The sequence below is a fragment of the Pseudomonadota bacterium genome (assembly GCA_016719885.1).
GTDB lineage: Bacteria > Pseudomonadota > Gammaproteobacteria.
On sequence record JADJYF010000004.1, the window covers coordinates 254004 to 267706 of the forward strand.

At 66.6% G+C, this 13703-nt stretch carries 15 protein-coding genes; 10 read left to right on the plus strand and 5 right to left on the minus strand.

Features of this window, described 5'->3' with window-relative positions:
• Window positions 1-210: 210 nt before the first annotated feature.
• The 8 genes from IPM80_04845 to IPM80_04880 are packed head-to-tail and all read left to right on the plus strand — an operon-like array spanning window position 211 to window position 7012.
• Complete coding sequence (locus IPM80_04845) at window positions 211-1005, plus strand: DUF3450 domain-containing protein (GenBank protein ID MBK8957760.1); 795 nt, start codon at window positions 211-213, stop codon at window positions 1003-1005.
• The gene (locus IPM80_04850; GenBank protein MBK8957761.1) at window positions 1005-2387 is read left to right on the plus strand and encodes a MotA/TolQ/ExbB proton channel family protein; all 1383 of its coding nucleotides are present in this window, start codon (window positions 1005-1007) and stop codon (window positions 2385-2387) included. Before IPM80_04845 ends, IPM80_04850 begins: the two co-directional genes overlap by 1 nt.
• A 28-nt stretch (window positions 2388-2415) precedes the next feature.
• A complete protein-coding gene (locus IPM80_04855; GenBank protein MBK8957762.1) occupies window positions 2416-2919 on the plus strand; it encodes a MotA/TolQ/ExbB proton channel family protein in 504 nt (167 codons plus the stop codon).
• 11 nt (window positions 2920-2930) lie between these two features.
• Window positions 2931-3338 (plus strand): biopolymer transporter ExbD, encoded by a 408-nt coding sequence (locus IPM80_04860; protein ID MBK8957763.1) that lies wholly within the window; start codon window positions 2931-2933, stop codon window positions 3336-3338.
• A gap of 13 nt (window positions 3339-3351) precedes the next feature.
• A complete protein-coding gene (locus tag IPM80_04865; protein ID MBK8957764.1) occupies window positions 3352-3765 on the plus strand; it encodes a biopolymer transporter ExbD in 414 nt (137 codons plus the stop codon).
• 2 nt (window positions 3766-3767) lie between these two features.
• Window positions 3768-4388 carry an energy transducer TonB gene (locus tag IPM80_04870; protein ID MBK8957765.1) on the plus strand — a complete coding sequence of 207 codons (621 nt, stop codon included), beginning with the start codon at window positions 3768-3770 and terminating at the stop codon, window positions 4386-4388.
• 3 nt (window positions 4389-4391) lie between these two features.
• Window positions 4392-5639, plus strand: coding sequence for a tetratricopeptide repeat protein (locus IPM80_04875; protein MBK8957766.1), 1248 nt, complete (start codon window positions 4392-4394; stop codon window positions 5637-5639).
• Window positions 5636-7012 (plus strand): MotA/TolQ/ExbB proton channel family protein, encoded by a 1377-nt coding sequence (locus IPM80_04880; protein ID MBK8957767.1) that lies wholly within the window; start codon window positions 5636-5638, stop codon window positions 7010-7012. The genes IPM80_04875 and IPM80_04880 overlap by 4 nt, the downstream gene beginning before the upstream one ends.
• 100 nt (window positions 7013-7112) lie before the next feature.
• Here the strand turns inward: IPM80_04880 and IPM80_04885 are convergent, their stop codons facing one another.
• From IPM80_04885 to IPM80_04905, 5 genes are all read right to left on the minus strand, one after another.
• Entirely contained in the window at window positions 7113-7772 is a 660-nt protein-coding gene (locus IPM80_04885; GenBank protein ID MBK8957768.1) for a hypothetical protein, read from the minus strand.
• Between the two features lie 20 nt (window positions 7773-7792).
• The gene (locus IPM80_04890) at window positions 7793-8542 is read right to left on the minus strand and encodes a MotA/TolQ/ExbB proton channel family protein (protein ID MBK8957769.1); all 750 of its coding nucleotides are present in this window, start codon (window positions 8540-8542) and stop codon (window positions 7793-7795) included.
• A 158-nt stretch (window positions 8543-8700) separates the two neighbouring features.
• Window positions 8701-9801, minus strand: coding sequence for a hypothetical protein (locus tag IPM80_04895; protein MBK8957770.1), 1101 nt, complete (start codon window positions 9799-9801; stop codon window positions 8701-8703).
• Between the two features lie 51 nt (window positions 9802-9852).
• Window positions 9853-11073 (minus strand): NnrS family protein, encoded by a 1221-nt coding sequence (locus IPM80_04900; GenBank protein MBK8957771.1) that lies wholly within the window; start codon window positions 11071-11073, stop codon window positions 9853-9855.
• Window positions 11074-11083: 10 nt separating this feature from the next.
• Window positions 11084-11911, minus strand: coding sequence for a universal stress protein (locus tag IPM80_04905; GenBank protein ID MBK8957772.1), 828 nt, complete (start codon window positions 11909-11911; stop codon window positions 11084-11086).
• A gap of 210 nt (window positions 11912-12121) precedes the next feature.
• On the opposite strand from IPM80_04905, the gene IPM80_04910 reads away from it, so the two are divergent.
• On the plus strand, window positions 12122-12676 hold the full coding sequence (locus IPM80_04910; protein ID MBK8957773.1) for a thermonuclease family protein: 555 nt from the start codon (window positions 12122-12124) through the stop codon (window positions 12674-12676).
• 27 nt (window positions 12677-12703) lie between these two features.
• On the plus strand, window positions 12704-13672 hold the full coding sequence (locus IPM80_04915) for a DUF4105 domain-containing protein (protein MBK8957774.1): 969 nt from the start codon (window positions 12704-12706) through the stop codon (window positions 13670-13672).
• The last annotated feature ends 31 nt before the right edge of the window (window positions 13673-13703 follow it).

The window sequence follows — 13703 nt, forward strand, 5'->3', positions numbered from 1 at the left end:
GCGCGCGGCGCGCCATTGTGCGTAAGCCCCCTGGGGGTGTCAAACCGGCTTTTTCAGCCGAATTCCACGCCTTTTTCGTGGTGATGGCCGCTGGCCCGACAGGCGCTGTCACGCCGCGGCCTCGCGGCCGGGTGTGGGCGCGGCGCGCTGCTTTCAATGCATGACGCGACCCGATACACTTTTTTCGCTACGTCTATAGGGGTATTCGGAGTGATCGGTATCAACGATGCACGCCGCCGGCAGCTTGCGCTCAGCGCGCTGCTCGCGGTCGGAGTGACCGGCGGCTCATGGAGCGCACAGGCGGAACCATTGGCCAACGCCGTGGCGGCGCAGACCGAGGCCGACAAGGCGGCGGCGGCGTCCCAACAGAAGATCGACGCGCTCGACGAACAGACCCAGGGCATCGCCGCCAAGTACGTGCAGGCGCTGGCCGACGTCGACTCCCTCAACAAGTACAACGAACAGCTCGCGCGCCAGGTCAAGAGCCAGGACGCCGAGGTCGCCTCCCTCGAACAGCAGCTCGGCGCCCTGCAGGTCACCGAGCGCGAAGTGCAGCCCCTCATGCAGCAGATGGTCGAAACCCTCGACCAGTTCGTCAGCCTCGATGCGCCCTTCCTGCTCGAGGAGCGCAGCAAGCGGGTGGCCAATCTCAAGGACATGATGGAGCGCGCCGACGTCGCCATCGCCGAGAAATACCGGCGCATCCTCGAGGCCTACCAGATAGAACTCGAATACGGCCGCACGCTCGACGCCTACCAGGGCAAGCTCGGCGAAGGCGATGCCGCGCGCATCGTCGACTTCGTGCGCCTCGGCCGCGTGTCGCTGATGTACCAGACGCTGGACGGCGGCGAGACCGGCTACTGGAACCAGGCCAAGCGCGAATGGCAGCGCGACGACAGCTACGCCAAGGCGGTCAAGGACGCGTTGCACGTGGCCAAGAAGATCGGCGCGCCGGACCTGCTGCGCGTGCCGGTGCCGGCGCCCGTCGCGGGCGAGAAGTCCTGATGAACAGCGTCCTTCGTCGCCTCGCCCTGCTGGTCGCGCTCGGCGCCGCGCAGGCCAGCTTCGCCGCCGCCGATCTCGGCGAGCTCCTCGAGCAGACCGAGAACAACTCGGCGGCCGGCGCCACCCTCGCCGCCGAGCGCGCTGGCAAGTACAAGGCCGCGGGCGGCGCCCAGCAGGAGCAGATGCTGAAGGAAGCGCTGGCCGCGCGCGCCGCGGCCGAGGCCGCCAGTCGTGCCGCGCTCGACAAGTACAACGCCAACGAATTGAAGCTCGCCGATCTCAACAAGCGCATGAAGGATGACCTTGCCAGCCTCGGCCTCGCCGAAGTGTTCGGCCTGGCGCGCCAGGTGGCGGGCGACAGCGCGACGCTCATGCAGCAATCCATGACCACCGCCGAGCTCGCGGCGCAGGGCAAGGACGACCGCGTCACGGCGCTGCGCACGCTGGCCGAAGCCGATGCCGCGCCGGGCGCGGCGGAGCTGAAACGCCTGTGGACCGAGCTGCTGCGCGAGATGACGCTGGCTGGCCAGGTGGCGCGCTTCAAGGCCAAGGTCGGCCAGCCCAACGGTGGCCAGACCGAGCAGGAGGTGGTGCGCATCGGCGCTTTCACCGCCAGCGCCGGCGCCGATTACCTGTCCTTCATTCCCGAGCTTACGACCTTCGTGCGCCTGTCGCGCCAGCCGCCCGCCGAATTGCGCGACATGGCGGCGAACCTCGCCAAGGCCGACACCGGCACGGTCAAGGCCGCGGTCGACCCGTCGCGCGGCGCGCTGCTGGCGCTGTACGTCGAGCGCCCCAATTGGCAGGAACGCGTGCACCGCGGCGGTGAAGTGACCTACGTGATCCTGGCGGTCGGCGCCCTCGGCCTCGCGCTGTGGCTGGTGCAGTTCCTGTACCTGGTGGTGGTGCGCGTCGGCGTGTGGTCGCAGCTGCGCGATCTGACCAAGCTCAGCAAGATGAATCCGCTCGGCCGCGTGCTGCTGGCGTTCAAGGGCGACGCCGAGCGCATCGAACAGGAAGCCGACATCGCCGAACTGCGCATCTCCGAGGCGGTGCTGCGCGAGGTGCCCAAGCTCGAGCGCTTCCAGGCCTTCCTGCGCCTGGCGGTCGCGGCCGGCCCGCTGCTGGGCCTGATCGGCACCGTGATCGGCATGATCGTGACCTTCCAGGCCATCACCGAATCGGGCTCCAGCGACCCCAAGCTGATGGCCAACGGCATCGGCCAGGCCATGATCGCGACGGTCGCCGGTCTCGGCATCGCCATCCCGCTCCTGTTCGGCAATTCCATCCTCGCCACGCTGTCGCGCGGCGTGGTGCAGATCCTCGACGAGCAGAGCACCGGCCTCCTGGCCGCCACCCTGGAGCGCAAGCGCGGTGCTTGAGGCCGGCGGCTTCGGCGTGCTCGGCCAGATGGTCGGCGCGGTACGTCATCTCATCGATGACGGCGGCCCCTTTGTCTTCTGGATCTATGCCTGCGGCGTGGTGCTGTGGACGCTGGTGCTGGAGCGCTGGTGGTTCTTCATGCGCGTGCTGCCGCGATTGTCGCGCGAGGCTCAAGCCGAATGGCTGGCGCGCGGCGATCGTACGTCCTGGTGCGCGCGCCAGATCCGCGAGGCCATGATCTCGCGCGTCAACGTTGCCATGACCACCGGTTTCCCGTTGCTGCAGGTGCTGGTGCCGCTGTCGCCGCTGCTCGGTCTCATCGGTACCGTGAGCGGCATGCTGGAAGTGTTCGATTCGATGGCGCTGCGCGGCAGCGCCGACGCGCGCACCATGGCGAGCGGTGTGTCGCACGCCATGATCTGCACCATGACCGGACTCACGGTCAGCATCACGGGCCTGTATCCCGTGCACTACTTCCGCGCGCGGGCCCGTCGTGAGACGGAACTGCTGGCCGACCAGCTGAGCTTCTGAGCGCCACCGCCATGCGCATGCGTCGTTATCGCAACGAGGAGCACGAATCGCAGCACGGCATCGATCTCGCGCCGATGCTGGACTTCGTGCTGAACCTGCTGATCTTTTTCATCATCACCGCGATCTTCGTCAAGGAATACGGCCTCGAGGTCAACCGGCCGTCGAGCTTCGAACAGTCGAGTTCGGACAATTCCTCGATCACGGTCAACGTGTTCGCCAACGGCGACATCGCGGTCAACGGCCGGCTGGTGGACTTGCGTGCGATCCGCGCCAACATCGAGCGCGTGCATGCCGAGTTCCCCAACAGCGGCGTGCTGCTGCTGGCCGACGAGGGCGCCAAGAACGGGCTCATCATCGAGGCCGCCGACCAGGTGCGCCTGGGCGGCATCCAGGACATCACTTTTTCCACTTCACAATGAAACAGGCACGTACGTGAAGTCCCGACGCCATAATCCCGAGGTGGAAGATCACGGCATCGATCTGGCGCCGATGCTGGACTTCGTGCTGAACCTCTTGATCTTCTTCATCATCACCACCTCCTTCATCAAGGAAGCGGGCGTGACGGTGGTCAAACCCAATGCCAGCACCGCCGAACACCGCGAGTCGGGCAACATCCTCATCGCGGTGCGCGCCAACAACGACATCTGGATGGACCGCCGGCAGATCGATATCCGCGACGTGCGCGCCGCCATCGAGCGCCTGCACGTGGAGCGGCCGGACGACACCGCCGTCATCATCGCCGACCGCAATTCCAGCGCCGGCGTGATGGCCAAGCTCATGGACGAAGTGCGCGCCGGCGGCATCAAGCAGGTGTCATTGGCCGGCGTGCCGCAGGGAGGCTCGTGAGCATGGCGGCGCTATCCTGGCTGCGCGTGCCGGTGGCCTTCGGGCTGGCGCTCATGATCTCGGCCACCATGTTCTGGTTCCTGGCGCGTCTCATCCAGTCGCCGACCGATATCAACGAAATGGCCAAGGCCGCGCGCATCGAATTCACGCGCATGCGCAAGGACACCGAGGTCGAGAAGAAGCGCGAGGAAGTGCGCAAGGCCGAGCGCCAACGCGCCGCGCAGGTGCCGGTGGCGCCGCGCATGTCGGTCGCCAACAATACCTCCATCAGTGCCGCGCCGGTGCAGATGGTGCAGCCCAAGATCGACGCCAGCGGCGTGAAGATGAATCTCACCGCCGGCGGCTCGGATCGCGGCGTGGCGCCCTTGGTGCGCGTCAATCCCGAGTATCCGCGCCGTGCGCTGGAACGCGGTATCGAGGGCTGGGTGCATGTGCGCTTCACCATCACCGCCGCCGGCACGGTGAAAGACCTGGTGGTGGTCGATTCCGAGCCCAAGGGCGTGTTCGACGAAGCGGCATCCAAGGCGGTGCTGCGCTGGCGTTACAACCCGCGCGTCGAGAACGGCGTGGCGGTGGAGCGTGTCGGTGAACAGACCTTGATCCGCTTCAAGCTCGAGAACTGAGTCGTGATGCCGCCGTCCTTCCATCAAGTCGCGCGCGTCCTGCTGCTGGTGCTGTGCGCCGTGCTGGCCGGCGGTGCGTCGGCCGCCGACAAGAAGAAGGGCGCTGACGGTCAGCGCGCGGCGCCGGAGATCGGCGCGGCGGTCGGCAAGTCCATCAACGATGCCATTGAACTGTTGAACGCCAAGAATCCGGCCGGCGCCAAGGCCGCCATCGGCAAGCTGAAGCTCGAGAATCTTTCGCCCTACGAGCGCTCGCGGGTCGAGCAGATCCTGGCCGCCATCGACAACGACGCCGAGAACTTCGGCGGCGCCGCCAAGCATCTCGCCGCCGCGCTGGAAGCCGGTGGCCTGTCGGCCGACGAAGCGCTGCAGGTGAAATTCCAGGTCGCGCAGCTCTACCTCGCCCAGGAGAAGTGGAAGGACGGCGCGGCGGCGCTTGAGGAGTGGTTCAAGGTCGCGCCTGCGCCGAATGCCTCGGCCTGGTACATGCTGGCCATGGCCTATTACCAGCAGAACGATTACGCGCGTGCGCTCAACCCGGCCGAGAAGGCCGTGCAGGCCAGCGACAAGCCGCAGCCCAACTGGGTGCAGCTGCTGCTGGCCCTGTACCTGCATCTCGAGAAATGGGACAAGGCCGTGCCGCTCGTCACCTACCAGGTGCGCGCCGCGCCGCAGGACAAGGCCGGCTGGCAGCAGCTCGCCTCGGTCTATGGCCAGCAACAGTTACATGATCGCGCGCTGGTCATCACCGAACTCATGGACCACGCCGGCATGCTGACCGAGCAGGAGGAAACCCTGCGCGTCGCCGACCAGCTGCTGTACGCCAAGATCCCCTATCGCGCCGCCACCTATCTCAGCCAGGCGCTCGAACAGAAGCGCGTCAAGGCCGACGCGGCGGTGTATCAGAAGATTGCCAACGCGTGGCTGGCGGCGCGCGAATACAGCAAGGCCGTCGAACCCATGCAGCGTGCTTTCGATCTTTCCAACGACGCCAACATCGGTGCGCGCATCAGCGAAATCCACCTGCAGCGCAACGACTGGCCGGCCGCCGAGGCTGCCGCCAACAAGGCCTTGGCCAAGGGCGGCCTCAAGGCCCCGGGCGGCGTGGCCCTGAACCTCGGTATCGCGCTCTACAACCAGAACAAGCTCGACGAGGCGCGCGCCGCCTTCGAGCAGGCCGCGCAGCACGGCGAGCGCCAGTACGCGCGCGCCTACCTGCAGGCCATCGCGACCCGGCAGGGCAAATCATGATGGCGCGTCGCGTGTTGCTGTGTCTCGCGCTGCTGCTGGCGCTGCCTGGCCACGCGGCGGTGTCGCTGGACGAACTGGCGCAAAAGGCCACGGCGCTGCGCAACGAGGAGGCCAAGCTCAACAAGCAGCGTGAAGCGCAGTTCCAGCGCGCGTTCGATCAGCAGCAGCAGCTCCTGAACGGCGTGGCCAGCCAGCGCGCGACGCTCGACGCCACCACCGCGGCGCTGTCGGCGCGCTTCGATGCCAACGAGAAACGCGTGGTAGAACTGCAGAAGCTCCTGACCGAACACCAGGGCAATCTCGGCGAACTGTTCGGCGTCACGCGCCAGGTGGCGGGTGATGCCGGCAGCGAGTTGCGCCAGTCACTGATCGCGAGCCAGTTCCTCGGCTCCGCCGGCGAAGAAGATCGCGCCGCGTTTCTCACCCGCCTCGCCAGCGCCAAGGCCCTGCCGTCGATCGTCGAACTGGAACGGCTGTGGGTGGAACTGCAACGCGAGATGACCGCCAGCGGCCAGGTGGCGCGCTTCAAGGCGCCGCTCAAGGCGCCGGGCGACAAGGAAGCGGCGCTGCGCGAAGTGTTGCGTATCGGCCCCTTTACCGCGAGCGCCGACGATCAATACCTGGCGTGGCTGCCGAGCGAGAAAGTGTTCGTGCCCTATCAGCGTCAACCGGCCGGCGCGCTGCGTGAACTGGCGCAGTCACTGGCCAAGGCCGAGGGCGGCGCGGGCTATGTCGAAGGCCTGGTGGACCCGGCGCGCGGCGCGCTGCTCGGCATGGTGGTCGAACGTCCGAACTGGTTCGAACGCATCAAGGTTGGCGGCATGGTCGGCTATGTCACCCTCACGCTCGGTCTCATCGGCGTGGCGGCGTGGCTCGCCCAGCTCATCTACCTCGTCAGCGTGCGCACCGCCGTGGCCTGGCAGTTGCGCAACCTGTCCAAGCCGAGCCCGCGCAATCCGCTCGGCCGCCTGCTGGCGGCACTGGAGAAGGACAAGAGTGAAGCGGTGCCAGCCGAGATGGCGGAACTGCACATCTCGGCGGCGGTGTTGCGTGAAGTGCCGAAGCTCGAGCGCTTTCAGGGTTTCCTGCGACTGGCCGTGGCCGCCGGTCCGTTGCTGGGTCTCATCGGCACCGTGATCGGCATGATCATCACCTTTCAGACCATCACCGCCTCCGGGGCCAGCGATCCCAAGCTCGTCGCCCACGGCATCGGCCAGGCCATGATCGCGACGGTACTGGGCTTGGGCATCGCCATTCCCCTGCTGTTCGCCAATTCCCTGCTGGCGGCGCTGTCGCGCGCCATCATCCAGATCCTGGACGAGCACGGCGAAGGCCTGCTGGCGGATACCTTGAGTCGCGGGCGGAAGATCTGAGGCCGATTGGCCGCTTCCGACATCGGCTGAGGTGTCAGACTGAAGTCTGACCCACAGGGAAAGTCGAATGCATTGTGGGTCAGACTTCAGTCTGACACTCTCAATTGCGCGTGATGGCGATCGACTTCTGGGTGTGGTCAACGTTCGTCACTTCACCGTCGGCGTCGACAGTGAAGCGTAGCGCGGTCTTTTCATCCGATACCTTGGTCAACGGCACCTTGTCGTAGTACACCACTTTCAATACCGGGTTGACGCGGTCCACGCGCACCATGGTGTCGATGGGCTTGCCGCCGTCGGGCGTGCTGTCTTCGATGATCTTGCCGTCGTTGTCGAGCTTGCTGGTCGCGTAGTAGACGACGTTGACCACGTATTCGCCCGGCACGATGCCGCGGATGGTGGCGATTTCCTGGTTCAAGGGGTTGGCGACCTTGCGGCCGTTGACCGTGAGTTCGTCGTTCAACATGCCGCGATCGTCACGGTCGAGATGCACCAGGCCCACTTCGCGATTGCGGAACCAGATGAGATTGCCGTCCGGGTCTTCGACCCACAGGTCGATGTCCTCCATGCTGTTGTCCGGCCAGCTCAGGGTGATGATGTATTCGGCCTTGGGATCGATGATGCCCTTCTTCGCCACCGGGTTCATGAACATCACGGCCAGCACGAAGAAGAAGGTCAGGGCCTGGATCATCTTGAACAGGATGGCCGTGATCGGATCGAAAGGCTGCTGGAACTTCGAGCGTGACCCCAGGCGCAGACCCATGAGCGTGACTCAGCGTGACTTCAGGCCGCGGTGTCGAGGCGCGGCAGGATCTCGACCTGCGTCAGCTTGACCGTGCATTCGAGCAGCTCATCGAGGCCGCGATTGAGCAGATAGTAGGGCGCCGACAGCAGGGTGGCGGTGACGAGACTGGTGAGCGTGGTGTTGAGCGCGATGCTCATGCCATAGCTCATGTCCTTCAGGATCTGCTGCATGGAGGCCGCGTCGATCACCGATTGCCGGGACACCGACGACAGCATCCAGATGAAGCCTATCAAGGTGCCGACGAAGCCGACCTTGAGCATGAGGTCGATCATGAACCAGCCGAACTCGTGCTCGCCGCGCATGCGCGCCGCATAAGCCTCGAGCAGATCGCCGCCGGCGCTGCCCTCGGCATGGGCGCCGACCGCGTTCTTGGCGCGCGTGCGCACGATGTCATGCACGTAGGAGGTGAGAAAACCTGCGGGCAGCACCGCCCCGGCGGCGGTGGCGATGCTGGCCTCGACCAGGCGCAGCGGCTTGTCGCCGGCGCTGGCGAGGGTCTGTTCGGCGCTCGCGATGTGCTTCAACTCGGTGGACAACAGCCATGAGCGGTACAACGCATGGCCGGCGCCGATCACGTACATCGCCAACAGGATGGCCGACACGTAGCTGCGGTCATTGGCGAGCAGTTCGTGCATGAGGCCGGTGTCGATGATGACCACGGTCGCGAACACCGTCAGGCCCGCCAGCAGCAGCCAGGCCAGGACCAGGAAATGTTCAATCCGGCGCATGCGATGCTCCCCTCGAGCGCGGTTGGGTCAGAACAGGATGGCGGGCATTGTAGACGGGGGGCCTCGGCGGGGCGAGCCCCTTTCGGTCCGGGTCTCTGTGGGTCAGACTTTAGTCTGACATTCGTGGCGTTGCGATGCGGTGTCGATAAAATCAAATGTCAGACTGAAGTCTGACCCACAATGCGACGGTGTCCGGCCAGTACCACCCGTCGGAATTCCTTGACGACCGGCAACGCGTCCAACCAGCGCGAGGCGTCGGCGCGGCACGGGTCGACGAGGCTGGCCGCGCCGACATAGCCGGCCGGGATCTGGCTGACCATTTCCGGCGGTGACACGCTTTCGTCGAGGTAGTGATATTCATAGCCCGGCACGCACAAATCGTCGTCGGCCAGCACGCCTACCGTGCGTACTCCGTAGCTCATGATCTCGGTGGTGGTGGCCTGCGGCGGAATGATCCACACCTGGTGCGGGCTGGCGAAGAACATGTATTGCACTTCACGATTGTGCGAGACGATGCGGAAGCGCTCGAGGCAGCCGCCATACAGCGAGCTGGCCAAGGCGCTGGTTTCCAGCACGCCGCCGGCAAAGTCGGGCGCGAAGCCCGGCGCGAATCGCAGCGTGTGGGGCCGGCCCTTGTGCGTGAACCACGCAATGGGCTTGCCGCCGTTGATGCGGTTGCGCGGGTTGCTGGCGGCGCGCGCGCGTGGCGCGCTGAAATCGCGGTAAGGACGAATGCGCGAGTCCGGCCCGTTGCGCAGCACCATCTCCACCGCCACCTGATCGGTTTTCACGCGCGCATACTGGCGGTTCAAATCTTCCAGCGCGGTTTGCAGTTCCAGCGGCAGGTCGGTCGTTTCCTCGGCGGATGAGACCGTTTCATAACCGTCTTCGACGCTGACCGTGACATCGCCCTTGCCCACCCAGTTCTCGTGTTCGGAACGCACCACGTGCGAGGCCGAGCGCCAGATCAGCGACACATCCTTGTAGAAGATGCGCGCGTACAGGCGTGCGCGACGCAGCGAGGCCGCCGGCGGCATGACATAGGCCACGAAAAAACGCAGGTCCGGATTCTGGCGCGGCGCCGACAGGAAATAACGGGTGTCGAACAGTTCCAGCAGGTGACGTGGGCCATGGCCACGGTCGAGCAATACATCCGGCGTGTGGCGCGCCGAACCGGACACCGCGAGCGCCACGCCGGCGGCGCGCAGCGCATCGAACTCGCGACGTACCGCGCGCGGTGACAGCGGCGCCGGTGTCACGCTCGCTACGATGGCGCGGGGTATGCGCGGGTGCACTGTCCGCGGTGAGGCTCAGGTCGCGTCGGCGCGCGGCGCCAGCAGTATCGGCGCCAGCAGCCACGCCAGCACGGCGAAACTCGCTATCCATAAAACCTGCGCCGTCACCACCAGCGCGAAGTATTGCGCCGGCAGCAGCAGCGGCAGCAGCACGCGTGCCACCAGGCTCGCGACGGCCAGCGCCAACACCACTTTCACCAGCGGCGGCGGCGCGTGCACATTGCGTCCGGTATGACCGATGCTGACGCGCACCATCATGCTGATGGTGATGATGCCGATGCCGCCCAGCGCGAACATGTGCAGCGCGAGCGTGGCCGGTGCGAAGCCGAACGCCGCGGCGCTCTGCAATGCAAAGGCCACCACCATGAGGGCATAGGACAGGTGCAGCGACCACAGCAGCGGCCGCGGGCGGATGGCCGGCGTATACCAGCCCGTGAGGCGCACGGCGTGCAGCACGCATAACAGGCCCGCGAACAGGCCGGCCACGCGCTGCTGGCTGGTGAACAGCTCGAGGATGAAGAACGCGAGGTAGGCGGCCAGGCACAGGCCGTCCAGTACGCTCGAATTGCGCAGCGTGAGTGGCTCGCCGACGCCGCGCTCGGTGAAGAACGGAATGAGCCGGCGCGCCATGGTCAGCACCAGGCCGATGATGATGTAGATGCCGGCCACCACGCTCAAGCGCATGCCGTTGTCGACGATGTTCCACGCGCCCAGGAAGAACAGCCCGTTGCCGACGCCGAGCAGCACCAGCTTGGTGAGAATGCCGAGCTGGCGCCATTGGCGCGCTTTCACTATCGGGCGCGCGACGGCGTAGATGAGCATGAGGTTGAAGGTGAAGTCGAGCGCCGGCGCGACGAAGCTCGTCGACTCCACGCAGAACGCGATCCGCGCGCCCGCCCATAGGGCGAACAGCAGTGCGAGCGGCCCGCGCTCCAGCGTCGGCAGGCCGGTCCAGTTGCGCGCGGCGGTCAGCAGGAAGCCGGCGATGACCGCCGCGCTGTAGCCGAAGATCATTTCGTGGGCGTGCCACAGGCTGCCGTAACGCTGCACGCCGGGCGGCGTCATGCCGAGCGCGTAGGCGCTGAGCCAAATCCCCATGGCAATTGCGGAATAGACGACGGCGCCGAGGAAGAAGGGGCGAAAGCCCATGTCCCACAGCGGCGCGTGCGAGGGAGCGGCGGCGGGCGACGGTGCCTTGCCAGGCTGGACGTTGAGATTGGCCATGCTGGAGCTCATGGTACGCCTGTCAATGACGCAAGGTCACCACCAACACATCGGCATCGAGAACATCGAGCGCGCGTTCGGCGGTGTTGCCGGAGGTCAGTGCGCCGAGACCGTGGCGCGCCACGCTGCCGACGACGACGAGATCCGCCGCCACCAGCGCCGCACAGTCGACGATGGCATCTTCCGGTCTTGCCAGCAGCGCGTGGGCGCGGGCTGCATCCACCTCCGCCAGCGCCGCCAGTCGCGCCGCCTGGCGTTGACGCTCGCGATCCTCGCAAGCGCTGACCGCGTGCACCACGCAGTCCTCGGCGCTGGCGCCGAGCTGGCGGGCCAAGGCCACGACGGCGCTGTTGAGCTGACGATGCGCGTCGTCGTCGGCCTGGATGTCGACCGCCGCCAGCACGCAGCGCAGCGGCGCTATCGTTTCCTGCTTGACCAGCAATACCGGACACGCGGCGCGCCGCAACAGCACCCAGTCGGAGGTCTTCAACAAGCGTCGTCGCACGGCACTGTGCCGGTAGGTGGACTTGACGATCAGATCGCAGTGTCGACGCGCTGCCGCGCGCGCGATGCTCTCGCGCCAATCATCGCTCCATTCCACCTCGCAGGTGAAAGCGTGACCCTGCTCGCGATAGCGCGCCGCGAGCGCCGCCAGCCACGCTTCGTGACGTGCGACTTCGACACGTTGCAGGGCGGCGAAGTCTTCGACGCGTGCGTTGGAATAACAGCACAGGTAGGCGTGCACCGTCGCGCCGCCCTGGCCGGCGAGACCGAGTGCGCGATCGAGCGCGCGTTGATTGTCGGTGGTGGGGTCGATGACCGCCAGGATGGTATTGAATGCGAGCGTCATGTCGGCACTGCGTGGACGGAAAGCCTGGTCATGCTGACAGGCGCGCGGCGCGCGCGCTTGACCGCCGTCAAGCGGCGGTCGCCGCAAGTCGCGCGGCGTTTCCTTTATAGTGCGGGCATGCTTCCCTTCGCGCCTGTCCCTTGCCCGTCGCCGCGCATCGCGCGCGCCGTCGTCGGTTTTTGTCTCGCGCTCGCGCTGGCCGCGTACGGCGTGACGAGCCTGGCCGCCGATGCGCGCGTGTCCAGGATCAACTTCACGCTCGAGGGCAGCGTGCTCGATGTCGATGACGGCGATACGCTGGTGCTGCGCGGCGTCGGCGGTGGGCGCTTCACCATCCGCCTGTCGGATCTCGATGCACCGGAAGTCGAACATGCCAGGAACCCGTACCGCGATCGGCGTGCGTGCCGCAACGCGCCGCGCCGCGCGCTCGGGCAAGACCAGGGCGAGGCGGCGCGCACGGCGCTGCGTCAGCGCGCGCCGCGCAAGGCCGCCGCGCGCGCCGAGTGTTACACCATCGACCACTATGGTCGCCCGGTGTGCCACGTGTTCGTGGCCGGCGCCAATCTCAATCTCGCGCAGCTGCGTGACGGCTGGGCCATGTTGCCGGGCAAGCGCGCCTGGCAGCGCGACCCCGACAGCGCCGCGGCTGAACAGGCGGCGCGCGGCGCGCGACGCGGGCTATGGGCCGAGGCGCGGCCCGAGCCACCGGCAAGCTGGCGTACGCGCTGCTGGTGTCGCGGCGAGTGCACGCCGCGTACGCACTGACATGAGCGACCACGGAGCGGCCGGTTGATGGAAGACGCGTGGGTGCTGGCACTCATGGCGGCGCTCGGCATGCTCCACGCCGCCGCCGCCTATTTCTATTTCAGCAAGGCTGAGCGTGCGTGGCCGTGGACCGTGGCGTGGCTGGGCTTCACCGCCGCCTGCGTGGCACTGCGCAGCCACGCGCCGCATGTCGCGCCGCTGCTGATGCTGGTGGCGATATTGCTGTGGACCCTGTGGTGGAACTCGATACGCGCCGTCTCGACGCTGGCGTGGGTGGCGGAGAATGCGCGCCAGGCCACCGGCGAGCTGAGCGATGAACGGCTGGTCGTCAGGGACGTACGCAATTTCGAATGGCTGAGTGGGCGCGAGTGCGTGCCGCGCTGGGAAGTGCGGCCCTATGAGCTGGGACATCTGACCGCCGTCGACCTGTTCGTGTCGACCTGGGGCGATCCGCGCGTCGCCCATCTCATCGTCAGTTTCGTGTTCAGCGACGTGCCGCCGCTGGCCTTCTCCATCGAGACGCGCCGCGAACAGAGCGAGCGCTGGTCGATCCTGGCCGGCTTCATGAAGTCCTATGAAATCATCCTCATCGCCGCCGACGAACGCGACGTCGTCCGCGTGCGCACCAATGTGCGTGGCGAGCAGGTGGCGCGCTACCGTCTGAAATCAACGCCGCAGATGCGCCGCAAGCTGCTCGGTCTGTACGTGGAACACATGAACGACCTGGCGCGCCGCCCGCGCTTCTACAACACGGTGCTGCGCAACTGCACCACCGAAGTGGTGCGCATCCTCCGCGCGGCGGGGCGGCGCGTGCCGCTGGATTGGCGTGTGCTGGTGTCGGGCCACGTGCCGCGTTACCTGCACGAGCTCGGCCTCCTGGAAGACACGCGACCCTTCGCCGAGGTGGCCGCCGACGCGAATATCGTGGCGGCCGCCCAGGCCGCGCAGGACGACGTCGATTTCTGGAAAAGGATCCGCGAGCCAAGGCACCTGTAGGTGCGAATTCATTCGCACATCCGGCCGGCTT